This window comes from Kitasatospora sp. NPDC022856 (genome assembly GCF_055561235.1).
In genome coordinates, this window is the sequence record NZ_JBVHHE010000001.1 from 313,614 (window position 1) to 336,007 (window position 22,394).

Below are 22,394 nucleotides of genomic sequence, written 5' to 3' on the forward strand. Positions count from 1 at the left end.
GACGGGGGGTCAGCCGGCCGGCCAGTCGATCATCCGCTCCAGCAGCGCGTTCGCCTCGGCGATCGAGCGGCAGGCGCCCAGCGCGCGGGCCTCGGCGAAGGCGTCCTCACCCAGCCGGGCCCGCAGGCCCGCCTCGGTCCGCTCGCTCTCCACCCGCTCCAGGTAGCCGCCCTTGGGCCCGGTCAGACCGACGTGCGCGCCGAGCAGGACCGCCGCCCGGCGGGCCGCCTCGTCGTCGTCGTCCCGCTCGGCGTAGGCCCACAGGACACCGACCGCCGGGAGCACCATCATCACGGACATCTGCTCCGCGAAACCGCTCGTGGTGTCCGTCAGCTCGCGCAGCAACCGCCGCCCCTCCCGTAGGAGTTCCATCCCGCGGTCCGGATCCCCGGAACGGGCCACCATCCAGCCCCGGGTGACCGTCAGCAGCCCGCCGACCAGGCCGGGGGCGAAGCCGCCCACCTTGGTCCCGCTCAGCTGGTCCAGCTCGCGCAGCGCGGCGTCGAACTCACCGCGCTGGGCGTGCACCGCGCAGAGCATCAGGTGCCCGAAGAGCAGCGCGCCGTTGGCCGCGTGGCTCTCGCCCGGCTCGACCGAGGCCAGGGCCTCCCGGATGCGCCGCTCGCCGGCGTCGAGGTCGATGCCGAGCATCGCACCGCCGAGCTGTACCTGCAGCATCGGCACCTCCTGCGGGGCGCCCAGCAGTTCGGCCAGCTCGATGGCGCGCTCGTAAGCGACGACGGCCTCCTCGGACCGGCCCTCGTTGGACATCGACTCGCCGCGGGCCGCGTAGGCCTGGGACATCCCCCACCGGTCGCCGCAGCGCCGGAACAGCTCCAGCGACTCCTCGCCGTCGCGCAGGGACTGCTCCATCCCGCCGGGCCAGTCGTTCATCATCTTGGCCCGGATCTGCAGGATGAACGCCAGGTCGTTGTCGCTGCCGTGCACGCGGCAGCCGTCCACCGCGTCGTTCAGCAGGTCGCGCAGCAGCTCCAGCTTGCCGGCCAGGAACGCCCCGAACACCCGCATCAGGCCCGGGAACCGGTAGGCCTGCGGGAGGTCCGGGGTGTACGCGTCGAGCAGGTTCCGGGAGAGCCGCAGCGCCTCCGGGTCGCCGAGCACCTCCAGGTTGCCCTCGAAGAGCCCGACCAGCCGGTACATCACCACCTCGCGGCGGGCCTCCTCGGCCACCCTCGGCGGCAGCGGCATGCCGTACTCCAGCACCGGCCGCTCCAGCGGCCGCAGCGGCAGGGTGGCCGGGTCGAACGGGTCCGGGCCGAGCGCGGCCACCGCCTCGTACCACTCCCGGGCCTCCAGTCCGAAGCCGCGCAGCGACCAGTACCAGCTCATGCCGAGCACGAGGACCAGTGCCTCGTGCTCGTCGCCGCGGTCGACCGCCCGCCGCAGCGCCGCCCGGATGTTCTCCTGCTCCCGCTCCAGCACCGCCAGCCAGGTCAGCTGCTCCGGTCCGTGCAGGCGCAGTTCGGCGGTCCGGACCAGCTCGCGGAAGTGCTCGACGTGCCGGCGCCCGGTCTCGCTCCGCTCGGCCGCCTCGGCCAGCCGCTCGGTGGCGTACTCGTGGATGGTCTCCAGCATCCGGTAGCGGGGCAGGCCCTCGCCGCCCAGGTCGGCCACCAGCAGCGACTTGTCGACCAGCGAGAGCAGGGCGTCCGCGACCTCCTCGCGGGGCACCTCGGCCTCGTCGGCGCAGATCGCCTCGGCGTCCTCCAGCCGCCAGCCGCCGGCGAAGACCGAGAGCCGGCGCAGCACCGCCCGCTCCTGCTTGCCCAGCAGGTCCCAGCTCCAGTCGACCACCGCGCGCAGGGTCTGCTGACGGGGCAGCAGGGTGCGGCTGCCGCCGGTGAGCAGCGCGAAGCGGCCGTCCAGCCGGTCGGCGATCTGGCGGGCCGTCATCACCCGCAGCCGGGCGGCGGCCAGTTCGATGGCGAGCGGCAGGCCGTCCAGCCGGCGGCAGATCTCGGCACAGGCGGCCGGATCGCTCTGCGGGTCGAAGCCCGGGCGGGCGGCGGCGGCGCGCTCGACGAGCAGCCGCAGCGCGACCGGGTCGGGCAGCGGTTCGACCGGCAGGACGCTCTCCCCGGGGACACCGAGCGGTTCGCGGCTGGTGGCGAGGACGGTGAGGCCGGGGCACTCGGCGAGCAGCTGGTCGGTGAGGTCGGCGGCGGCCTGGATCAGGTGCTCGCAGTTGTCCAGCACGAGCAGCATCCGGCGGTGGCCGCAGTACTCGACCAGCCGGCGGAGCGGATCCTCCGCGCGGCTCTCCAGCGCCTCGGCGACCAGGCTGCCGGTGTGCAGCAGCGTCTCGCGCAGCCCGAGCGCGGAGACCACCGCGGCCGGGACGGCGAGCGGGCTCTCCAGCGGGGCGAGTTCGGCCAGCCAGACGCCGTCCGGCCAGTGGCCGGCGGCCTGCTCGACGCGGCCGGCCTCGATCGAGAGCCTGGTCTTGCCGGAGCCGCCGGGGCCGGTCAGGGTGACCAACCGGCTGCCGGCCAGGGCGGTGCGCAGCGCGCCGAGGTCGTCCTCCCGGCCGACGAAGCTGGTGAGCCGGCCGCGCAGATTGCCCGCGCCGCGGGTCGGCGCCGCCGGCGGTGCCTGCTCGGGAGCCGGCGGCGGCCCGGACGGCCTTGGCGCCCCGACCGGGGCCAGCAATTCGGCGTGCAGGTCCTGGAGGCGGCGGCCCGGATCGGCGCCGAGCTCGTCCGCCAGGGCCTGCCTGGTCCGCTCGTAGTGACGCAGCGCCTCGGCGGTGCGCCCGCTCTCGTGCAGGGACCGGATCATCAGGTACTGCAGGGGCTCGTCCAGCGGCTGCCGCTCGCAGAGTTCGGCGAGTTCGGCGGTGAGTTCGGCGGCCCGGCCGAGGCCGAGGTCGGCGGCGATCCGGTGCCGGCGGGCCTCGTCCCGCTGGGCCTCCAGCCGGGTGGCGGGGCCGCCGCGGTCGGGGAGGTCGGCGAGGGCCGGTCCGCGCCAGAGCGCCAGGGCGGCGCGCAGCCGCTCGGCGGCCAGCGCGTGGTCGGCCTCCTCCAGCGCCCGGCGGCCCTCGCCGGCCAGCCGCTGGAAGTCGCCGAGGTCCGTCCGCGGCTCGGTCAGCCAGTAGCCGGCCGGGCCGGAGCCGACCTGGTCGCGGCCGACGGTGCGGCGCAGCCGGCCGACCAGGGTCTGCAGCGCGGCGGAGGAGTCCTGCGGTGGCTCGGTGTCCCACACCTCGTCCACCAGGAGGTCGGCCGGCACCGGCCGTCCCTGCCGCAGGACCAGCGCGGCGAGCAGCGCCCGCAGCCGGGCACCGCCGAGCGGGACCGGCGTGCCGTCGTCGTGGTGGGCGGTGGTGGTACCGAGGATGCCGTAGTGCACCCGCCCATTCTGGTCGATGAAGGGTCGTGCCACGCACGCATTTCCGGGCCGGGCCCGGAGACCGGAACCGGGACCGCCGCTCCGGACGTTCACCGGGGACGGCTTGTCCGGCAACGGGCCCGCCGGGCATGATCGGTCCCCTGCCCGCACCCCAGACCCCCGGAGCGACCACGTCATGACCTTCGCCGCAACGCAGCGCTCGCGCCGCGAGGACCGACGGATCAGCCCGGTGTTCTGGGCCATGCTGGCCACCCTCGCGACCTCCGGCTGGGCGGTCTACGCGGGCTACGGCAACGCCCGGTTCGGGATCTTCCTGTTCGTGGTGGCAGGCTGGATGGTCTCGCTCTGCCTGCACGAGTACGCGCACGCCCGCACCGCCCTGCACGGCGGCGACATCACCGTCGGCGCCAAGGGCTACCTCACGCTCAACCCGCTCAAGTACGCGAACGCGCTGCTCAGCTTCGTGCTGCCGATCGTCTTCGTGCTGCTCGGCGGCATCGGCCTGCCCGGCGGGGCGGTCTGGATCGAGCGGCACCGGATCAACGGGCGGCTCAAGCACAGCCTGGTCTCGGCGGCCGGCCCGCTGGTGAACCTGGCCGCCGCGGTGCTGATCCTGGTCCCGGTGGGCGCCGGCTGGCTGGACGGCACCGAGGTGCACGCGGTCTGGAACGGCTACGAGCTGAGCGTGTCGCCGCTGGCGCTGGCCCTGGGCTTCCTCGGCATGCTGCAGCTCAGCGCGACCCTGCTGAACCTGCTGCCGGTGCCGGGTCTGGACGGCTACGGGATCATCGAGCCCTGGCTGTCCCACAAGGCCCGCCGGGCGGTCGAGCCGTTCGCCCCGTACGGGATGCTGGCGATCTTCGCGCTGCTCTGGCAGCCCGAGGTGAACCACTACTTCTTCGAGGCCGTCTACGGCGTGATGGACCTGCTCGGCGTCGACCGGCTGTACGCCCAGGTCGGCCACGACCTGTTCACCTTCTGGAAGAACTAGCCGGCCGGCTTCAGGAGGCCGCGGCGCGCTCGGCCGCGGCCTTCGCCAGCTTCGCCCGGCGCAGGTTCAGCCAGAGGACGTTGCTGGCCACGCCGGCCAGCGGGATCCAGACCAGGCCCACCCAGTCGCCCCGCACCAGGGAGACCACGGCTGCGGCCAGCGCGAGGACGACGACGATCGAGGCGAAGAGGGACGTGCGGGGCATGGCGGGGGGCTCCTAGGGCCGGGTGACGGACGGCCCCATTCTCGCCGATCTCACCCCCGGGCCGGGCCCGGGGGTGAGATCGGCGCGCCCCGGCGCCGGTCAGACGTCGGTGATCCGCAGGCCCGCGTGGGCCTTGTAACGGCGGTTGACCGAGATCAGGTTGGCGACCAGGGACTCCACCTGGTGGGCGTTGCGCAGCCGGCCGGCGAAGATGCCGCGCATCCCGGGGATCCGGGCGGCCAGCGCCTGGACCAGGTCGGTGGCGGCCCGCTCGTCGCCCAGCACCATCACGTCGGTGTCGATCCGCTCGACCGACTCGTCCTGGAGCAGCACCGCCGAGAGGTGGTGGAAGGCGGCGGTGACCCGGGAGTCCGGCAGCAGCGCGGCGGCCTGCTGGGCGGCACTGCCCTCCTCCGGCACCAGCGCGTACGCGCCCTGCTTGTCGAAGCCGAGCGGGTTGACGCAGTCCACCACGATCTTCCCGGCCAGCTCCTCGCGGAGGGCGGTGAGGGTGGCGGCGTGCCCGTCCCAGGGCACCGCGACGATCACGATGTCGCTCTCGCGCGCGGTGGTCGCGTTGTCGGCGCCGCGCACGCCGAGGCCGAGTTCGGCCGCCGAGGCCTCGGCGCGGGCCGCGTCACGGGAACCGATGATCACCTGCTGGCCGGCCTTGGCGAGCCGGTGGGCGAGCCCCCGCCCCTGGTCGCCGGTGCCACCGAGGACACCGACCACCAGCTGCGAGACGTCCGGCAGCTCGTGGGCCGGGTTTGTCGCTGAATCGAGGGAAGTCATGGGCCGATCCTGCCAAACGCCCGGCCCGCCGCGACATTCTGTGGCCCATGGACGAGGTGAGAGTTTCGGCACTCCGCGAGCGGCTGACCGGCACGGGCTGGCTGGAGGCGGTCGGCGGCTTCGCCGGCTCGCTGCGCCACGCCGTCTCCCGGCGCGGGGCGGGCGCGCTGCTGCTGGTCGGCACCGAGGAGTACGAGCCCTGGCACCTGGCCGCCCATCTGGACGACGAGGCGGCCTGGTCCGACGTCCCCCGGCTGGCGCCGACCCTGCTGCGGCACCGGGTGCCCGCTCGGGCGCCGGCCCATCTGGCGCACGGCCTGCGGCGGCTGACCGAGGCCGGGCGCGGGGCGACGGTGCTGGTGGTGGCGCCCACGGCGGCCGGGGCGCCGCTGCTCGAACGGGTCCACGACGCGCGACGGGGCGGGGCGACCGTGCTCGCCCTGGACGGCCCCGCCGAGCGGGGCGAGCTGGCGGGCCTGGCGCACGAGCGGCTGGCGGTCGGCACCGGCGAGGAGGAACCGTTCGACCTCGCGCAGCACCTGGTCAGCGCCGCCGCCGGGCAGGCGCCGGCCCGGCGCGGCGCGCTCGGCCGGCTGGCGGCGCTGGCCGGGCGGCTCGGCTCGGGGCCGGGGCTCAGCCGCTGGTAGCGGCGGGCGGGGCAGACGGCACCCGAGGCGGTGGGACGGGCGAAAATCCGTTGCGGCCCCGAGGGGGCGGCGCCGAGGATGGTCGTTCGTGAACGACGCCGAACCACCTCCGTCCGGGCGAGTCCGGACACTGCTGACCTCCCTGCGCCCCGACCTGGCACCCTGGCACTCCTCCCGGGACTTCCGGCTGCTCTGGCTCTCGGGCTGCATCACCAGCCTCGGCAGCTTCCTCACCTACGTCGCCGTGCCGATGCAGATCAAGGACCTCACCGGCTCCTCCTTCGCGGTCGGCCTGGTCGGCGCCTTCGAGCTGGTGCCGCTGATCGTCTTCGGCCTCTGGGGCGGCGCCCTGGCCGACGCGCTGGACCGGCGCAAGCTGGTGCTGTTCTCGGAGGCCGGGCTCGGCCTGCTCACCGGTCTGCTGCTGATCAACGCGCTGCTGCCGACACCGGTGCTCTGGCCGGTCTACCTGGTGGCCGCCCTGGTCGCCGCGACCGACGGCCTGCAGCGCCCGGCCCTGGACTCGCTGACCCCGCGGATCGTCCCGCACGACCAGCTGACCGCCGCTTTCGCGCTCAACTCGCTCTACCGCAACGCCGGTTCGGTGGCCGGCCCGGCGCTGGCCGGGATCATCGTGGCCTTCGCCGGGGTCCAGACCGCCTACGCGCTGGACGTGCTCACCTTCGGCGCCTCGCTGCTGCTGCTCGCCCGGATCCGCGCGGTGCCGCCGCCCACCGGCGCCGAGAAGCCGTCCGTGCGGGCCGTCCTGACCGGGGTCCGCTACGCCTGGAGCCGCAAGGACCTGCTGGGCACCTACGCGATCGACGTCTGCGCGATGCTGTTCGCCTTCCCGGTGGCGATCTTCCCCTTCCTCGCCTCGGAGCTGGGCGCCGACTGGGCGCTCGGCCCGATGTACGCGGCCTCGGCGGTGGGCGCGCTGGCGGTCTCGGCGACCAGCGGCTGGACGTCCCGGGTCCACCGGCACGGCCGGCTGCTGGTGGTGGCCGCGCTCGGCTGGGGCGCGGCGATGGCCCTGGCCGGTCTCTGCGGCGCCGTCTGGCCGGTGCTGCTCTGCCTCGCCCTGGCCGGCGGGGCCGACCAGATCAGCGGGATCGCCCGCTCGACCATGTGGAACCAGTCCATCCCCGACGAGGTGCGCGGCCGGATGGCCGGCGTCGAGCTGCTCAGCTACTCGGTCGGCCCGCAGCTCGGCCAGGTCCGGGCGGGCGGGATGGCCGGTCTGGTCGGCGTCCGGGCCTCGGTCTGGGCCGGCGGTGTGGCCTGCGTGGTCGGCGTGCTGGCGCTCGCCGCCGCGCTGCCCCGGCTGCTCTCGTACGACGACCGCACCGACCCGCACGCGGCGGCGGTGCGCGCCGAGCACGCGAAGGCCGAGGAGGCACGGGCCCGGGCGGCGGTCTGACCGGCCCGGTCCGGTGCCACGCCCCGAGAAAGTAAGTGACACAGATGGCTTGAGACTATTACCCTGGACTCCGTTGACGTCCGGCGAGCGGAGGGTGGCCATGCTGGAGATCACGGCGGAGAACGTCGTACGGAGCTGGGTGGACGGCTGGGTCGTGTCGCGGTCGGCCGCGCCGCCGATCGTGGAGCCCTGGGGCTACACCGTCGACGTCGGCCTCACCGACCACGTGACCCGGCACGTCCTGGACGCCACCGGGGACGCCGTACGGGAGGCCGACGTCCGCAAGGTCGCCGGCGCGGTGCGTGCCCGGGGGACGTGGCTCAAGGTCTTCGCGGAGCCCGCCGTCATCGCCCCCTGGCTCGGACCCGACTGGTGGGTCGACGACGAGCCGGCCTTCCTGATGACCGTCCGGCTGGCCCCCGCCCCCGGGCTCACCGCCCCCGCGGGCTACCGCCTGCGCACCTGGGCCCGCGGCGAGGTCGTCCGCGCCCTGGTCACCGCCGAGGACGGCGCACTGGCGGCCCGCGGCCAGATCGGCGTCTGCGGCGCGACCGCCGTCGCGGACCAGATCGAGACCTCCGCCGAGCACCGCCGCAAGGGCCTCGGCTCGCTGGTCATGCGGGCGCTGGCGGGCGCGGCGCACGACCGGGGCGCCCAGACCGGGGTGCTGGCCGGGACGCCGGACGGGCGCGCGCTGTACAGCACGCTGGGCTGGCGGGTGCTCGCCCCGCTGACCAGCGCCAAGTACGTCGGCCCGCAGGGCGCCTGACACGGCGCCGCCCCTGCCCCGCCGCGGTGGCGGGCCAGGGGCGGGGCAGCGCCGGTCGCGGGGTCAGCCCTCGGTCGGCCGTCCGTCGAAGCGCTCGTCGTCGTTCTTCCACTCCCGGTTGCGCTCCTCGGCGGTCTCCAGCGCGTGGGCCGCCTCCTCACGGCTGGCGTACGGGCCGAGACGGTCCTTGGCGGGGCACTCCGGCCCCTCCTCCACCTTGGCGTGCTTGATGCAGTAGAACCACTCGCCCGGCAGTCCGGTCGGCTTGCGGTGGAATCCCAGGGGCATGGCGGTCTCTCCCGTTCGATGGGCCTGTCGTCACTGATCATCGCGCGCGGCCGCCCGTCCCGCACACCCCCGGAGGGCCGGGGACCGGCGGATAGACTCGCGACCATGGCTCTCGTACCCGGCATCCAGTCCCCCACCCGCAAGGTCCCGGCGCACATCGCTCGCCCCGAGTACGTCGGACGGCCCGCGCCGGCGCCGTACACCGGGCCCGAGGTGCAGACCGCCGAGACCATCGAGAAGATGCGGATCGCGAGCCGGATCGCCGCCCGGGCGATGGCGGAGGCCGCCAAGCTGATCGCGCCGGGCGTCACCACCGACGCGCTGGACGCCGTCGCCCACACCTACATGTGCGACCACGGGGCCTACCCGTCCGACCTCGGCTACCGGGGCTTCCCCAAGTCGATCTGCACCTCGATCAACGAGGTGATCTGCCACGGCATCCCCGACTCGACCGTGCTGCAGGACGGGGACATCGTCAACATCGACGCCACCGCGTACATCCACGGGGTGCACGGCGACCTCAACGCCACCTACCTCTGCGGCGACGTGGACGAGGAGTCCCGGCTGCTGGTGGAGCGCACCCGGGAGTCGCTCGCCCGGGCGATCAAGGCGGTCAAGCCCGGCCGGCAGATCAACGTGATCGGCCGGGTCATCGAGTCCTACGCGAAGCGCTTCGACTACGGCGTGGTGCGGGACTTCACCGGGCACGGCATCAACACGTCGTTCCACTCCGGCCTGATCGTCCCGCACTACGACAGCGAGCGGGCCACCGAGGTGATCAAGCCGGGGATGACCTTCACCATCGAGCCGATGCTGACCCTGGGCACCTACGACTACGAGATCTGGGCCGACGGCTGGACGGTCGTCACCAAGGACCGCAAGCGGACCGCCCAGTTCGAGCACACGCTGGTCGTCACCGCCGACGGCGCCGAGGTCCTCACCCTGCCGTAGCCCGCTCCCCCGGGTGGGCGCGCTAGCCGATCAGCCACTGCTCCTCGGCGACCGCGCCCACCTCGGTGCAGGCGTCGGTGAGCACGTCCAGGACGCGCAGCGGATCCGGCAGCGGCTGCTCGGGCCCGCGGAGCCAGCGCACCTGCGAGCCGTCCGGCAGCGCGGCCGGCGGCAGCAGGGTGTACGAGCCGCGGCAGTGCCAGCGCAGACCGGGGTGCTCGGACATGGTGTCCGGCGTGGAGTCCAGCGCGCTCGGCCACCACTCGTCCTCGTCCACCGGGGTGCCCCTGGTGGCGGTGAAGAAGAGGTAGCGGTCCTCGCCGACGGCGGCCACCGGACCCTCGACGCCCAGCGCCGCGAGCCGCTCCAGCGCCAGCCGGCCGGCCTCGGCCGGGACGTCCAGGACGTCGTGGGCGCGGCCGGTGGCGGTGATGAAGTTGGCCAGTGGGTCCCGCGAGAGCCAGCGGGCGACCTGCTCCGGCTCGGTGGTCGCCTGGCTCTGCCAGGCGAAGGAGACCGGGTGCTGCGCGGGGGCCGGACAGGCCACCCGGTCGCAGGAACAGCGGTAGCCGGCCGGATGGGCGGCGGGTGCGAGCGGGAAGCCGGCGCGCACGGCGCCCAGCAGCTGATCCAGTCTGGCGGCGGGGCTGTCCGCGTCGGCCGACCGGGCCCGCTGACGTTCACGCTTCTGCCACCAGGTCGTCCACCTGCTGCCGGCTTCCATCGGGCCCCTTCCGCGCATTGCCGTGCCTGGTGTGACACAGCATTCGACGTACCACTCCGACGCAACGCACAGCGCCCCCCGCTGCTTCCCGGGACGGTGCTCGGCCCTGCTGTCCGCGCCCCGTCGGCCGGAGCCGGGGTTGCCGGACGGCCGACGCCCGGGTCACGGCACGGAGTCGCGGCAGTACAGAGACTGCGGCTCGGCGGCCCGGCGGGCACACCGCTGTGCGCCTCACCCGGCCCGTACGGGGCCCGCTGACCCGGGTGAACCCCGAGGGCGTAACAGGAAGGATAAGGGTGCGCGGGCCCTTCGGATGACCGGGGGCGGTGCCTCTCCGGTCACACTCCCGGCACCCGGCCCTCACAGTGCCTCCCCGCGCCGCCGTACCGCCCCGCCCGCGGTCGGCCACCGGTCGCCCGCCGGTCCGCCGCGGCGGGGTGAGACCCTGGTGGGGTGAAGAGCGCGGACACCGAATTCGTCGGCGGCCCCCTGGACGGCCGGATCCTCCCGATCCCGTTGGGGCCGATGTACGGCGTGCCCAAGACCTACAAGGTGCCGGTCCCCGCGCACGGGGAGACTCCCGCGCGCACACTGGTGTACGTCCGGGTCAAGGAGCAGCGGGGCCTCCGCTGGTTCTGGCGCTACGAGTACGACGAGACGGCCACCGCCCGCACCTCCGGGTGACGGCCGCTCCCCCCGGGAGGACGGCGATGGCGAAGACCGTACGGACCCGCACCCGGCGCCGGCCGCAGGCCGTGACGCAGCACAACCGGCAGGTCGCGGTGGTCACCGCCGCCCTGCTGGTGGTGGTCAGCCTCTACAGCGCGGCGCTCGGGCCGAACGCCTGGCTCTGGTTCGGCTGGACGGTGCTGCTGCTCGCCTGCGTGGCACTGTTCGCCGTCCGCGGCTGAGCGGCGGCACCGTCCGCCGTCCCCGCCCCCCTCGGGCGGTCAGGCATCCTCGGCGAGGATCAGGTAGAGCTTCTTGCGGGCCTCGTTGAGCACCGCGAGGCCCTTGGCGCGCTGCGCCTCCGTCCCCGTCGCCATCACCTGCCGGATCGCCTGGTCGACCGCGCCGAGCGCCTGGCCCACCTCGTGGACGGCCTCCCAGTCGACCTCCCGGCCGGCCTCCGCCCACGGCTCGGCGGGCCCGGCCTCGGCCTCGGCCCGGCCGGACTCGGTCAGCGAGACCAGTCGCTTGCCGCCCACCTCCTCGGCGGTGATCAGGCCCTCCTCCTCCAGCAGTTGGAGGTTGGGGTAGATCGAGCCCGGGCTCGGCCGCCAGGCCCCGCCCGTCCTCTCGGCGATCTCCGCGATCATCTCGTAGCCGTGCATCGGCCGTTCCTTGAGCAGCGCGAGCAGCGAGGCCCGCACGTCCCCGCGCCGGGCCCGCCCGCCGCGCCGGCCGCGCGGACCGTGCCCGCGCCCGCCGTGCCCCCCGAAGCCGTGGCCGAACGGCCCGCCCGGCGGCCGCCCGGGACCGCCGCCGAACGGCGGCCCGAACGCGCCGAACGCCCCACGGCCCTCTCCGCCCTCACCGGGGAACTCCCCGAACTCCGGGCCCCGCCCGCGGCGCCGACCGCCGCGCGGACCCTCTTTCCCGTATCGCGTTCCAGAGCGCATCGCGCTCACCTCCTGTGGATCGGACAGCATTCACGTCACTGCCTCAATAGCTCGACGATATATCGCTGACTATCGCTCGTCAATCGTTGCCGAGTGGGTCGCGCGTGTTTCCGGCCGGCGGGGACGGACCACCGCCGCCGGGACGCCTCCCGGCGCGCTGACGACCGGTCGCCGTGGGGCCGCGCCGGACCGGGCCGGTGAACGGGCCGGTGAACGGACGGCACTGTCACGGGAGTCGGGGCGGCCGGTACCGGTCGCGGGCGGCCCGCCGGTGGTGAACCCGGGCCGGTGCGGGGGCCGTCAACCGTGGTGTCGGCCCTCCGGGCCGGCCGGTTCGGCCCCGCTCGCCGTGGGCGCGCGGGGCCGAACGACGGCTCACCCCGGTCAGACGGCTGACCGATGCCCAGGAGGTCCGCGCATGGCACCGAAGAAACCCGTGAAGGTCCTGCTCGGAAGCACGACGCTGGCCTGTCTCGGCGCCGGCGTGATCGCGGTCGCCGGCGTGGCGTCCGGGACGGAGGGGACGGGGGCGACCGCCTCCGTCGCGGCGGTCGGCAAGGCCCGCCCGGCCCTGACGTTCAGCAGCCTGGACGGCCCCGTCACCCCGGAGGAGATCAAGTCCTTCACCGCGTACATCAAGACGCTCACGCCGGCCGCCGACAACATCGGCAACCAGTGGGCCCAGGGCCACAGCGGCGAGGACACCAAGGCGATGGGCCTGGTGTACGAGGTCTCCGCCGACCGCGCGATCCTCGACCGGATGATCGTCTTCTGCGACGCCGTCCTCTCCGAGCGCAACGACCTGGCCAAGCGCCCGGTCGGGCAGCACGTGCTCTGGACCGGCAAGGTCGACCCCGCCTGGCCCAACGACGTCACCACCAAGCCCGTCGGCACCGGCGGCGAGCAGGGCGACCCGGTGGGCCACCTCGCCAACTGCGCCCGGCTGATCCTGCGGACGCCGGCGCTCTGGCAGACGCCGGTGACCACCGGCGACCCGCACGGGTACGGCGCCACCTACCTCGACCGGGCCAAGCGGTTCGTCGCCGAGGCGGACACCGCCGTCGACCGGCACATCCTCGCCCGGCTGCTGGACGTCTCCAAGGGCAACCGCCAGTACTTCGCCGCGGACTCGCCCTACAAGGGCGGCCAGCCGGTGCCGTGGAACCAGCAGATGATGTTCGACTACGCCTTCCAGAACCTGGCGATCGCCCACCAGCTCCTCGGCGACGACCCGAAGCGGGTCAAGCGGTACGACGCCCTGGTGCAGAGCAGCGTCGACTGGTTCTTCTCCTCGGTGCGCACCTACACCGACCACGCCGGCAGGCCCGCCTACGACTGGGGGTACGCCCCGGCGACCAACGGCAAGGAGGACAACAACCACGGCAGCCTGGACTGCGCGGGCCTGTACCGGGCCTACCTGTCCGGCCGCTACAAGATCACCCCGGCCATGCTGGCCCCGCTCGCGAACACCTTCGTGGACGTGATGATCAAGCCGCCGCACCACTACGCGGGCAAGATCGACGGCACCGACGGCGCCGGGAACAGCGCGCCCACCGACTACGTCCGCAGCGGCTGGCTGCTGATGGCCGAGTTCCGGCCCGACGCCTACCAGAAGCTGATGAACGCCAACTTCCCCAAGCGGACCACCACGGCGGACGACCAGTTCTCGCGCGCCCTGATGCTCAAGAGCCGGCGCCACAAGACGCAGGGCTGACCGGGGGCCGGGCCCGGGCACCGACACGCCGCGACGGCGGGCCGGTGCCCGCCCCCCAGCCGTTACGGTGGCGGGCATGGCCGGAGAACGAGATCTTGCGACCCTGCTGCGCGGCATGCGCCCGCGGCTCAACCCGGGGCGCTACGTGTACTGCACGCTGCCCGCGAAGGTGCCCGCCGGAATGCGGCCGGTGGTGACGGTCGCCGAACCCGAGGGGGTGACGGTGGTGGTCGCGCAGGAGGAGGCCGACGCGCTCGGCCTGCGTTACGAGTACGTGGCGGCCTGGATCACCCTGCACATCCACTCGGCGCTGGAGGCCGTCGGCCTGACCGCCGCCGTGGCGGTGCGGCTCGCCGAGGAGGGGATCAGCTGCAACGTGGTGGCCGGCTTCCACCACGACCACCTGTTCGTCGGCGCCGACGACGCCGACCGCGCGGTGCGCGCCCTGGAGGAGCTGTCCGCCCGGTCCGCCTGACCGGGTGCGCCGAGTGGCCGCTCCCCCCGGGGGCTCCGAGACTGGGAGGGCTGAGCGCCCGCCAGGTCGGTCAGCCCCCCGACAGGAAGGGAGACGGCCCCATGGCGGTCTGCGACGTCTGCTCCAACGACTACTGGCTGTCCTTCGAGATCAAGACGATCACCGGCGACGTGTACACCTTCGACAGCTTCGAGTGCGCGATGGAGAAGCTCGCCCCGCGCTGTGAGCACTGCCAGGTCCGGATCGTCGGCCACGGCGTCGAGGTCGCCGGCCGGTTCTTCTGCTGCGCGCACTGCGCCCGGGTCAACGGCGGCCTGGGCGAACAGATCCGCGACGCGGTCGGGGCCCACCCGGCCTGAGCGGCGCACGGACCGGTCGCTCCCGGCACGGGCGGGCGCTGCCCGCGCCCGTGCCGGGGCGGGCGGGAGCGGAGAGGAGAGGGGCGGAAGAGTCGGCCTGTACGCCGGGTTCTGTCTCCTGGGCTGCTCGCGCGGCCCGGGGAGGCGGTCATCCATCTAGGACTGCCGTTGCCGACAGCCTCGTGCGGTCTACCCGCGGACTCGGGCGAGCAGCCCTCGAACATCCGCGCACGGTGCCCGGGGGCACCGATCTTGACCTTGCTCCAGGTGGGGTTTACCGAGCCGGCCGAGTCACCCCGGTCGCTGGTGGTCTCTTACACCACCGTTTCACCCTTACCCGCCGCCGAAGCGGTGGGCGGTCTGTTTTCTGTGGCACTGTCCCGCGGGTCACCCCGGGTGGGCGTTACCCACCACCCTGCTCTGTGGAGCCCGGACGTTCCTCGGCGGGCCCTGAGGACCCGTCGCGACCGCCCGGCCGACTCTTCCGCCGTAGTGGTCATCGTAACCGCTCGGGCGGGGCGTCCCGTACCCCGGCCCGGACGAGGGGCGGGTCGCCGCCGAGGCGGGCGGCCACCCGGGTGGCGGTGCCGGTGGCCCAGGCCGTGGTGGTGACCAGCCCGAGGAGGAGGATCGCGAGGCCCAGCCCGGTCACGATCCACCAGCCGGCGTGGCTGGCCGGGGCGAAGCCGGTGGCGACCGGACCCACGACGGCCGAGGTGACCACCGTGCCGATCACCGCGACGCCGAGCGACTGGCCGACCTGGCGGCTGGTCGAGGCGACCGCCGCCGCCACCCCCGCCTGGGCGCGCGGCATCCCGGAGACGGCGGCATTGGTGATCGGCGCGTTGACCATGCCGAAGCCGAAGCCGAACAGCGCGTAGGCGGCCAGCAGCAGGCCCGGCGGGGAGTCGGCGGTGAGCCGGGTGAGCAGCAGCCCGCTGGCGGCGAGGCCGAGACCCGCCGCGACCAGCGGGCCGCGCGGCCCCCGGCCGCCGACGATCCGGCCCGAGAGCGGCGCGCAGACCAGCATCATCCCGGCCATCGGCAGCGTCCACAGGCCCGCCTCGACCGGGCTGTAGTGCCGGACGTTCTGCAGGTACAGGGTGTTGAGGAAGAGGAAGCCGCCGAGCGCGGCGAAGGCGCAGACGGCGGTGACGGTGGCTCCGGTGAACGGCGCGCTGCGGAAGAACCGCGGGTCGACCAGCGGCTCGGTCACCCGCAGCTCCCAGAACGGGAAGGCCACCAGCGCGGCCAGCGCGGCCGCGCCGAGCCCGAGGATCAGCGGGGACGTCCAGCCGTGCTCGGGGCCCTCGATGATCGCGGCGGTGCCGCAGCCGAGCAGCACCACCATCAGCACCTGGCCGACCGGGTCCAGCCGGCGGGGCCGGGGCGAGCGCGACTCGGGGACGTAACGGGCGGTCAGCAGGCAGGCGACCAGCCCGACCGGGACGTTGATCAGGAAGATCGCCGGCCAGCCGGCGATGTCCACCAGGAACCCGCCGAGCAGCGGGCCGAGCGCCATCGAGATGCCGACCACCCCGCCCCAGACGCCGATCGCCCGGGCCCGCTCGCGCGGTTCGGTGAAGGTGTTGGTGATGATCGACATCGCCACCGGGTTCAGCATCGAACCGCCGACGGCCTGCACCGCCCGGAACACCACCAGCCACTCCAGGCTGGGGGCCAGGCTGCAGAGCAGCGAGCCGAGCACGAAGAGCAGCAGACCGGTCTGGAACACCCGGCGGCGGCCGAAGCGGTCGGCCACCGAGCCGAACAGCATCAGCAGCGAGGCCAGCACCAGGGTGTAGGCATCGATGATCCACTGCAGGCCGGAGGCCGGGGCGTCGAAGTCCTGCTGGATCGCCGGGAGGGCCATGTTCACCACGGTGTTGTCGAGCCCGACGATGAACAGGCTCAGGCAGCAGATCCCGAGGATCAGCAGCCTGCGGCGCCGGCCCGGGTCGGCGGACGGCGCGGGGAGGGAGGTCGGTTCGGCCACGGGTCGATCCTCCCACCCGGGCGCCCCGGAGCGGCGGTGGATCGGCCCGTCCGGGTGGCGCGGCCCCGGACGGTCCGGGCGGTCCGGGCGGAGGCCCGGGCGCGGGGGGTCCGGCGCGGGGGGCCGGCGCGGGGGGCGTCGGAACGCGCGTCAGAACGCCTCAGAGCGCGGCGAAGCGGACGGTGCGGGTGGCCGGGTCGGCCTGCGTCAGGCGGGCGACGATCCGGCCGCCGAGCGGGAGCACCGCCCCGCCCGCCGCCTCGCAGCGCGCCCGGACGGCGGGTTCGCGCAGCTGTACGGTGCCGCGCGCGGGCCGCTGCTCGTCCACGTCGATGACCACCGCGGGGAAGTCCTCGCCCTCCCGGCCGGACAGCAGCTCCGCCTCGACCAGGTCCACGCAGGCCCGTTCGACCTCGGCCGAGCGGCGGTCCCCGGCCTCCATCAGGGCGGGGACGCCGGGCAGTGCTTCCCGGACCCAGTCCGGCACCTCCTCGCCGGCGGCCACGGCCGCGCAGACCTCCTGGGCGAAGCGGTCGCCGAGCCGGCGCAGCGGCGCGGTGCAGTGCGCGTACGGGGCGGCCAGCGCGGCGTGCACCGGGTCGGCCGGGGCGGGCAGGCCCCGGGCTTCGTCGAAGGCCCGGTAGCCGGCCCCGCGCAGCAGTCCGGTGCACTCGTTGAGGAAGGCCGCGTGCAGCGGGGCCCCGGGGTCGAGCGAGCGGACGAGGTCCGGGTAGGAAAGGTCGTCCGGCCAGGTGATGTCGAGCGCGCGGGCGGTGCGGCGCAGCCGCTCGTACGCGGCGGCGGGCGCGGCGGGCAGGGTGCGCAGCAGGCCGACGCCGGCGTCCAGCATCAGGTCCGCCGCGGCGGTCCCGGTGAGCAGGGAGATCTGGGCGTTCCAGCCGTCGGCGGGACCGAGCGCGCGGTAGCCGAGGACGTACCCGTGCAGGGTCTCCTCGATCTCCTGCTCGGGGACGAGCAGGCTGATCCCGCCGCGGGCCCGCTCCTGCTCCTCGCGGAGCCGGCCGACGGCGGCGAGCAGGGCGAGCTGCTCGTCGGCGCCGCCGGCGTCCACGGCCCGCTGGACGTCGTCGTAGTCGAGCCGGCGGTGCGAGCGGACCAGCGCGCGGCGCAGGTCGGCGAGGACGACGGCGCCGTCGGTGTCCAGGTCGAGCTGCCAGAGCAGGGCCGGGCGGGTCTCGCCGGGCAGCAGGCTGGCGGCGTCCTCGCTGAGCCGGGCCGGGTGCAGCGGGACGCGGTGGTCGGGGAAGTAGAGGGTCTGGACGCGGCGGCGGGCCTCGGCGTCGATCGCGCCGCCGGGGCGGACGAAGGCGGCGACGTCGGCGATCGCGTAGTGCACCCGGTAGCCGCCGCCGGGCCGGCGGGCCAGGTGCATGGCCTGGTCGAGGTCGCGGGAGCCGGGCGGGTCGACGGTGAAGAGCGGGAGGTCGGTCGCGTCGTACTCCGGCAGCCGCGGCGACTCGGCGGCCCGCTCGGCCTCCGCGAGCACGGCCTCCGGCCACTCGGTACGGATCTCCAGGCGGGCGCGCAGCTCGGCCAGTTCGGCGTTGATCCGGGCCGAGTCGGCGGCTTTGACGCGCAGTTTTCGGCGTGGCATGCAGGCAGCGTAGGGCGAATCGGGTGATTCCGGGCGGACGTCGGCGGCAGGGCGCGCCGACGTCCGCCCGGGCCGCCGCGCCGGCCGGGCCCGCCCCCGCTCAGCGGCCGAGCAGGGCCCTGAGGTCCTTGGCGGCGAGGGCCACCGCGTCGTCGTCGCCGGGCACCAGGTCCAGGGGGCGCATGGTCATCTCGTCACTCTCCTTCGGTGCCACCGTATGCCGCGGCCGGGCGGCGGCCCAACGGGTTCTCCGTAAGCGCTCGTAGGGTGGCCTCATCGATCGGACGCGGGAGGGGGCTCGGCGGATGGACGCGGTACGGGTGACGGGGGCGGCGGTGGCCGGGGGGCTGGCGGTGACGGGGGCGCTGCACGCGCTCTGGACGGTGACGCCGTGGCCGGCGCGGTCGCCGCAGGAGTTCGCGGACACCGTGATCGGCACCGGCGGGGGCGTGCCGCCGGCGGCGGCCTGCCTGGCGGTGGCGGGGCTGCTGGGCACGGCGGCCTACCTGGTCGGCGCGGAGGCCGGGGCGCTGCCGGCGGTCGGGCCGCGCGGGGTGCGCCGGGCCGGCGTCCGGACGGTCGCGGGGGTCCTGCTGGCGCGCGGGGCGGCCGGGCCGCTGGTCTTCGGCGTGCTGAACGAACGGACGGAGCGCTTCAGGCGGCTGAACGCGCGCTACTACTCGCCGCTCTGCCTGGCGCTCGGCGCCGGGGCGGCGCTGGTCGCGGCGGCGGCCCCGCGGCCCGGGCGGTAGCGGGGTTACCCGCGGCCGGGCCGGCTTGCGTAGGGTGGCGGGGTTCGCCCGCCACAAAATGTTGAGGAGTCCGCTGTGCTGGTGCTGTTGCCGCCCTCGGAGGGCAAGGCCGCGTCCGGGGACGGCGTTCCGGTGGCGCTCGACACGCTGTCGCTGCCCGGGCTGACGGCGGCGCGGGCGCGGGTGCTGGAGGCCCTGGTCGGCCTCTGCCGGGGGGACGAGGAGGCCGCCGCCGGGGTGCTCGGCCTGAGCCCCGGGCTGCGCGGCGAGGTGGCCCGGAACGCGGGGCTGCCGACGGCCGGTGCGCGGCCCGCCGGCGAGGTGTACACCGGCGTGCTCTTCGACAACCTCGGTCTGGCCACCCTGGACGAGGCCGCGTACGACCGGGCCGCGCGCTCGCTGCTGGTCTTCTCCGGCCTCTGGGGCGCCGTCCGGATCGGGGACCGGATCCCGCCCTACCGCTGCTCGATGGGTGTGAAGCTGCCCGGCCCGGGCGCCCTCGGCCCGTACTGGCGCGCCGCGACGGCGTCCGTGCTGCCGGAGGTGGCCGACGGCCTGGTGCTGGACCTGCGCAGTTCCGCGTACGCGGCGGCCTGGAAGCCGGCCGGTGAGCTGGTGACCCGGACGGCCACCGTGCGGGTGCTCCAGGAGCGCGACGGCAAGCGCTCGGTGGTGAGCCACTTCAACAAGGCCACCAAGGGCCGGCTGGTCCGTGACCTGCTGGTGGCGGGGGCCGAGCCGAAGACGCCCGGCGAACTGGTGGACGCGCTGCTCGGACTGGGGCACCGGGTGGAGGTCGCGGCCGAGGGCACCGCCCGCAAGCCCTGGCAGCTGGACGTGGTGGTCACCGAGGTGCACTGAGCCGCGCCGAACGGCGCCGGCGGCGGGCCCCGGTGGGCCCGCCGCCGGGGCGTCAGCGCAGGTGCCCGGTGTCGTTGAGCAGCCGCACCGAGGCGTTGCCGTCCGCGTAGTACTGGACGGCGCAGAGCGAGGCGGCGGACAGCTCCATCCGGTAGAGCGAGTCCGGCGGGGCGCCGAGCGCCAGCCGCACCAGGGTCTTGATCGGGCTGACGTGCGACACCACCAGGACGGTCCGGCCGTGGTGGCGGGCCAGGATCTTGTCCCGGGCGACGCCGATCCGGTGGGTGAGCGCGGTGAAGCTCTCGCCGCCGCCGGTCGGCTTGGCCTTCGCCGAGCCGAGCCAGGCGTTGAGGTCCTCCGGGTGGCGCTCCTGCACCTCGGCGAAGGTCAGCCCCTCCCAGGCGCCGAAGTCCACCTCGCGCAGGCCGTCCTCGTAGCGGACCTCCAGGCCGAGGCGGGCGGCGACGGTCTCGGCGGTCTGCCGGGTACGGAGCATCGGCGAGCTGACCACGGCCTGGACCGAACCGCGGGAGGCCAGCGCCTCGGCCGCCCGCTCGGCCTGCCAGCGGCCCTTCTCGGAGAGCTCCGGATCGCTGCCGCCGCTGCCGGAGAAGCGCTTCTCCGGGGTGAGGTGGGTCTCGCCGTGGCGGAGCAGGACGAAGGTGGTCGGCGTGCCGAGGTCGGCGGCGGCCGCCCAGCCGGCCTTGGGCGCGGCGGTCTCCAGCGGGGGCTCGTCGGCGACGGCGGGCCGCTCGGCCCCGGCCGCCCTGGGCTCCCACTGCCGGCCGGCCTTGCCCGCGTCCATCGCCTCGTTGGCCAGCCGGTCGGCGTCCTTGTTCCGCTCGCGCGGGATCCAGGTGTACTTGACCTGGCCGCGCGGCAGCACCGCCCGGGCCTCGGCGGCGAGCGGCTGCATGTCGGGGTGCTTGATCTTCCAGCGCCCGGACATCTGCTCGACCACCAGCTTGGAGTCCATCCGGACGTCCACCGAGGCGTCCGGGTCCAGCTCCCGGGCCGCCTTCAGACCGGCGATCAGGCCCTTGTACTCGGCCACGTTGTTGGTCGCGTGGCCGATGAACTCGGCAGCCTCGGCGATGATCAGACCGGTGTCGCCGTCCCGGACCACCGCGCCGTAGCCGGCCGGCCCCGGGTTGCCCCGGGAGCCTCCGTCGGCCTCGACGACGAACCTGCGCCCCGCCATCGGCTCAGATGCCCGAATCGGCGGTGCGCACCAGGATGCGGCCGCAGTTGTCGCAGCGGACGACCGCGTCCTTGGGCTCGGCCTTGATGGCGTTCAGGTCGGAGACGGCGAACTCGACCCGGCAGCCCTCGCAGCGGCGCTGGTAGAGACGGGCCGCGCCGACGCCGCCCTGCTGCTCGCGCAGCCGGGTGTAGAGCTTCAGCAGGTCGGCCGGGACGACGGCGACGACGGCCTCGCGGTCGCGCTTGACCTTGTCGGCCTCGGCGTCGATCTCGGCGAAGGCGGCGTCCCGGCGGGCCTCGGCCTCGGTCAGCACGACGGTGGAGTGCTCCAGGCGCGCGGTCAGCTCGGTGACCCGGGTCTGGGCGGACTCCAGGCGCTCCATGATCTCCAGGACGACGTCCTCCAGGTCCCCCTGGCGCTTGGCGAGCGAGCCGATCTCGTGCTGGAGGTTCTCCAGGTCCTTCGGCGAGGTGATCGCGCCGGAGTCCAGGCGCTGCTGGTTGCGGGAGGAGCGGCTGCGGACCTGCTCGACGTCCTGCTCGGCCTTGGTCAGCTCGCGGGTGGTGTCGCCCTGCTGGGCCTGGGCGGCCACCACGAGGTCCTTGAGCGCGGTGTGGTCGGCGGTGGCCTTGTCGATCTCGGCGTGCTCGGGCAGGCTGCGACGCCGGTGGGCCAGCTGGTCGAGCTTCGAGTCGATGGCCTGGAGGTCGAGCAGGCGGATCTGGTCGGCGGGCGCGGCGTTCAAGCGGAGAGCTCCTGTGAATCGGGTCAGGCGGTGAAGGACATGGGGGCGTGCGCGGTCCACGGGTCGGTGACCCGGTGGGAGACCTTCGTCTCCACGGCCCAGCCCCGCTGCTCGGCGGCGCCGTGCAGCGCCCGCTCGGCCAGGGTGAGCCAGGGCCACTCGGTGGCCCAGTGCGCGGCGTCGACCAGTGCGACCGGCGCCGCCTCGGCGGCCTCGGACGCCGGGTGGTGGCGCAGGTCGGCGGTGACGTACGCGTCGACACCGGCCTCGCGCGCCTGCGCGAGGAAGCTGTCGCCGGCGCCGCCGCACACCGCGACCCGGCCGATCAGGCGGTCCGGGTCACCGGAGACGCGGACGCCGGCGGCGGTGGCCGGCAGGCCCCCGGCGACCTTGGCGGCGAACGCGGCGAGGGTCAGCGGCGGCTCCAGCAGGCCGATCCGCCCGCTGCCGCGCCGGCCCAGCGGGTCCGTCGGGTCCGGCACCAGCGGGCCGGTGACGCGCAGGCCGACGGCCTCGGCCAGCGCGTCCGAGACGCCCGGGTCGGCGTGGTCGGCGTTGGTGTGCGCCACGTGCAGGGCGATGCCGGCGCGGATCAGCGTGTGCACCACCCGGCCCTTGGGCGTGGTGGCCGCGACGCCGGTGGTGCCGCGCAGGTAGAGGGGATGGTGCGTGACCACGAGGTCGGCGCCCCACTCGACGGCCTCGTCGACCACCGTCTGCACGGGGTCGACGGCGAAGAGCACGCGGCGGACCTCGGCCCGAGGGTCTCCGCAGACCAGGCCGACGGCGTCCCAGGACTCCGCCCACTGCGGCGGATAGATCTCTTCGAGCGCGGTGATGACGTCGGACAGTTTCGGCACCTGTCGAGACTACCGTGCGCGCGGGGGCGCCCGGG

Annotated in this window: 23 protein-coding genes and 1 other RNA gene; 12 read left to right on the plus strand and 12 right to left on the minus strand. The window is 74.9% G+C overall.

The genetic code is table 11. The features are described 5' to 3' along the window. Nucleotides 1–9: 9 nt before the first annotated feature. Complete coding sequence (locus tag ACZ34W_RS01375) at nt 10–3,402, minus strand: AfsR/SARP family transcriptional regulator (protein ID WP_465600593.1); 3,393 nt, start codon at nt 3,400–3,402, stop codon at nt 10–12. A gap of 142 nt (nt 3,403–3,544) precedes the next feature. Between ACZ34W_RS01375 and ACZ34W_RS01380 the strand changes: the two genes are divergently transcribed. Next, nucleotides 3,545–4,360 (plus strand): site-2 protease family protein, encoded by an 816-nt coding sequence (locus ACZ34W_RS01380; RefSeq protein WP_465600596.1) that lies wholly within the window; start codon nt 3,545–3,547, stop codon nt 4,358–4,360. A gap of 10 nt (nt 4,361–4,370) precedes the next feature. On the opposite strand, the gene ACZ34W_RS01385 is transcribed toward ACZ34W_RS01380, so the two are convergent. Next, complete coding sequence (locus ACZ34W_RS01385; RefSeq protein WP_329487383.1) at nt 4,371–4,565, minus strand: hypothetical protein; 195 nt, start codon at nt 4,563–4,565, stop codon at nt 4,371–4,373. Between the two features lie 99 nt (nt 4,566–4,664). Next, complete coding sequence (gene npdG, locus ACZ34W_RS01390; RefSeq protein ID WP_329487384.1) at nt 4,665–5,357, minus strand: NADPH-dependent F420 reductase; 693 nt, start codon at nt 5,355–5,357, stop codon at nt 4,665–4,667. A 47-nt stretch (nt 5,358–5,404) separates the two neighbouring features. On the opposite strand from npdG, the gene ACZ34W_RS01395 reads away from it, so the two are divergent. From ACZ34W_RS01395 to ACZ34W_RS01405, 3 genes are all read left to right on the plus strand, one after another. After that, a complete protein-coding gene (locus ACZ34W_RS01395; protein WP_329487386.1) occupies nt 5,405–6,004 on the plus strand; it encodes a hypothetical protein in 600 nt (199 codons plus the stop codon). 88 nt (nt 6,005–6,092) lie between these two features. Beyond that, the gene (locus tag ACZ34W_RS01400) at nt 6,093–7,424 is read left to right on the plus strand and encodes an MFS transporter (protein WP_329487387.1); all 1,332 of its coding nucleotides are present in this window, start codon (nt 6,093–6,095) and stop codon (nt 7,422–7,424) included. Between the two features lie 100 nt (nt 7,425–7,524). Further along, nucleotides 7,525–8,193: a GNAT family N-acetyltransferase gene (locus tag ACZ34W_RS01405; RefSeq protein ID WP_465600602.1), complete on the plus strand. Its 669-nt coding sequence runs from the start codon at nt 7,525–7,527 to the stop codon at nt 8,191–8,193. A 63-nt stretch (nt 8,194–8,256) separates the two neighbouring features. Here the strand turns inward: ACZ34W_RS01405 and ACZ34W_RS01410 are convergent, their stop codons facing one another. Next, nucleotides 8,257–8,481 (minus strand): hypothetical protein, encoded by a 225-nt coding sequence (locus ACZ34W_RS01410; protein ID WP_329487389.1) that lies wholly within the window; start codon nt 8,479–8,481, stop codon nt 8,257–8,259. A 105-nt stretch (nt 8,482–8,586) separates the two neighbouring features. Here ACZ34W_RS01410 and map point away from each other — a divergent pair, with 105 nt between their 5' ends. Then, nucleotides 8,587–9,432, plus strand: coding sequence for a type I methionyl aminopeptidase (gene map, locus ACZ34W_RS01415; RefSeq protein ID WP_329487390.1), 846 nt, complete (start codon nt 8,587–8,589; stop codon nt 9,430–9,432). A gap of 22 nt (nt 9,433–9,454) precedes the next feature. On the opposite strand, the gene ACZ34W_RS01420 is transcribed toward map, so the two are convergent. After that, nucleotides 9,455–10,156 (minus strand): bifunctional DNA primase/polymerase, encoded by a 702-nt coding sequence (locus ACZ34W_RS01420; RefSeq protein ID WP_465600607.1) that lies wholly within the window; start codon nt 10,154–10,156, stop codon nt 9,455–9,457. Between the two features lie 453 nt (nt 10,157–10,609). Here ACZ34W_RS01420 and ACZ34W_RS01425 point away from each other — a divergent pair, with 453 nt between their 5' ends. Then, entirely contained in the window at nt 10,610–10,840 is a 231-nt protein-coding gene (locus tag ACZ34W_RS01425; protein WP_329487392.1) for a hypothetical protein, read from the plus strand. 26 nt (nt 10,841–10,866) lie between these two features. Beyond that, nucleotides 10,867–11,067, plus strand: coding sequence for a hypothetical protein (locus tag ACZ34W_RS01430; protein WP_329487393.1), 201 nt, complete (start codon nt 10,867–10,869; stop codon nt 11,065–11,067). A gap of 39 nt (nt 11,068–11,106) precedes the next feature. Here the strand turns inward: ACZ34W_RS01430 and ACZ34W_RS01435 are convergent, their stop codons facing one another. Further along, nucleotides 11,107–11,778, minus strand: a complete 672-nt coding sequence (locus ACZ34W_RS01435) for a PadR family transcriptional regulator (protein WP_396486941.1) — start codon at nt 11,776–11,778, stop codon at nt 11,107–11,109. Nucleotides 11,779–12,196: 418 nt separating this feature from the next. Here ACZ34W_RS01435 and ACZ34W_RS01440 point away from each other — a divergent pair, with 418 nt between their 5' ends. From ACZ34W_RS01440 to ACZ34W_RS01450, 3 genes are all read left to right on the plus strand, one after another. Continuing rightward, entirely contained in the window at nt 12,197–13,492 is a 1,296-nt protein-coding gene (locus ACZ34W_RS01440; protein WP_465600612.1) for a hypothetical protein, read from the plus strand. A 76-nt stretch (nt 13,493–13,568) separates the two neighbouring features. Further along, on the plus strand, nt 13,569–13,967 hold the full coding sequence (locus ACZ34W_RS01445) for an ACT domain-containing protein (protein WP_329487396.1): 399 nt from the start codon (nt 13,569–13,571) through the stop codon (nt 13,965–13,967). Nucleotides 13,968–14,068: 101 nt separating this feature from the next. Beyond that, nucleotides 14,069–14,326, plus strand: coding sequence for a Prokaryotic metallothionein (locus ACZ34W_RS01450; protein WP_329487397.1), 258 nt, complete (start codon nt 14,069–14,071; stop codon nt 14,324–14,326). An 84-nt stretch (nt 14,327–14,410) separates the two neighbouring features. Here the strand turns inward: ACZ34W_RS01450 and rnpB are convergent. The 3 genes from rnpB to ACZ34W_RS01465 all read right to left on the minus strand — a co-directional run bounded on the left by rnpB (nt 14,411) and on the right by ACZ34W_RS01465 (nt 17,937). Then, an RNA gene (gene rnpB, locus ACZ34W_RS01455) (RNase P RNA component class A) lies at nt 14,411–14,809 on the minus strand. Between the two features lie 13 nt (nt 14,810–14,822). After that, nucleotides 14,823–16,322, minus strand: a complete 1,500-nt coding sequence (locus tag ACZ34W_RS01460) for a DHA2 family efflux MFS transporter permease subunit (RefSeq protein WP_465600617.1) — start codon at nt 16,320–16,322, stop codon at nt 14,823–14,825. 160 nt (nt 16,323–16,482) lie between these two features. Then, nucleotides 16,483–17,937, minus strand: coding sequence for an RNB domain-containing ribonuclease (locus ACZ34W_RS01465; RefSeq protein ID WP_465600620.1), 1,455 nt, complete (start codon nt 17,935–17,937; stop codon nt 16,483–16,485). Nucleotides 17,938–18,242: 305 nt separating this feature from the next. Between ACZ34W_RS01465 and ACZ34W_RS01470 the strand changes: the two genes are divergently transcribed. Further along, nucleotides 18,243–18,689, plus strand: a complete 447-nt coding sequence (locus ACZ34W_RS01470) for a DUF3995 domain-containing protein (RefSeq protein ID WP_465600624.1) — start codon at nt 18,243–18,245, stop codon at nt 18,687–18,689. A gap of 75 nt (nt 18,690–18,764) precedes the next feature. After that, nucleotides 18,765–19,550 (plus strand): peroxide stress protein YaaA, encoded by a 786-nt coding sequence (yaaA, locus tag ACZ34W_RS01475; protein ID WP_465600627.1) that lies wholly within the window; start codon nt 18,765–18,767, stop codon nt 19,548–19,550. A 52-nt stretch (nt 19,551–19,602) separates the two neighbouring features. Here yaaA and ACZ34W_RS01480 read toward each other — a convergent pair whose 3' ends face one another. The 3 genes from ACZ34W_RS01480 to ACZ34W_RS01490 are packed head-to-tail and all read right to left on the minus strand — an operon-like array spanning nt 19,603 to nt 22,359. Further along, a complete protein-coding gene (locus tag ACZ34W_RS01480) occupies nt 19,603–20,751 on the minus strand; it encodes a bifunctional RNase H/acid phosphatase (RefSeq protein ID WP_329487402.1) in 1,149 nt (382 codons plus the stop codon). Nucleotides 20,752–20,755: 4 nt separating this feature from the next. Further along, nucleotides 20,756–21,499, minus strand: a complete 744-nt coding sequence (locus tag ACZ34W_RS01485; protein ID WP_465600630.1) for a zinc ribbon domain-containing protein — start codon at nt 21,497–21,499, stop codon at nt 20,756–20,758. A 23-nt stretch (nt 21,500–21,522) separates the two neighbouring features. After that, entirely contained in the window at nt 21,523–22,359 is an 837-nt protein-coding gene (locus ACZ34W_RS01490) for a Nif3-like dinuclear metal center hexameric protein (RefSeq protein ID WP_359802822.1), read from the minus strand. Between the last annotated feature and the right edge of the window lie 35 nt (nt 22,360–22,394).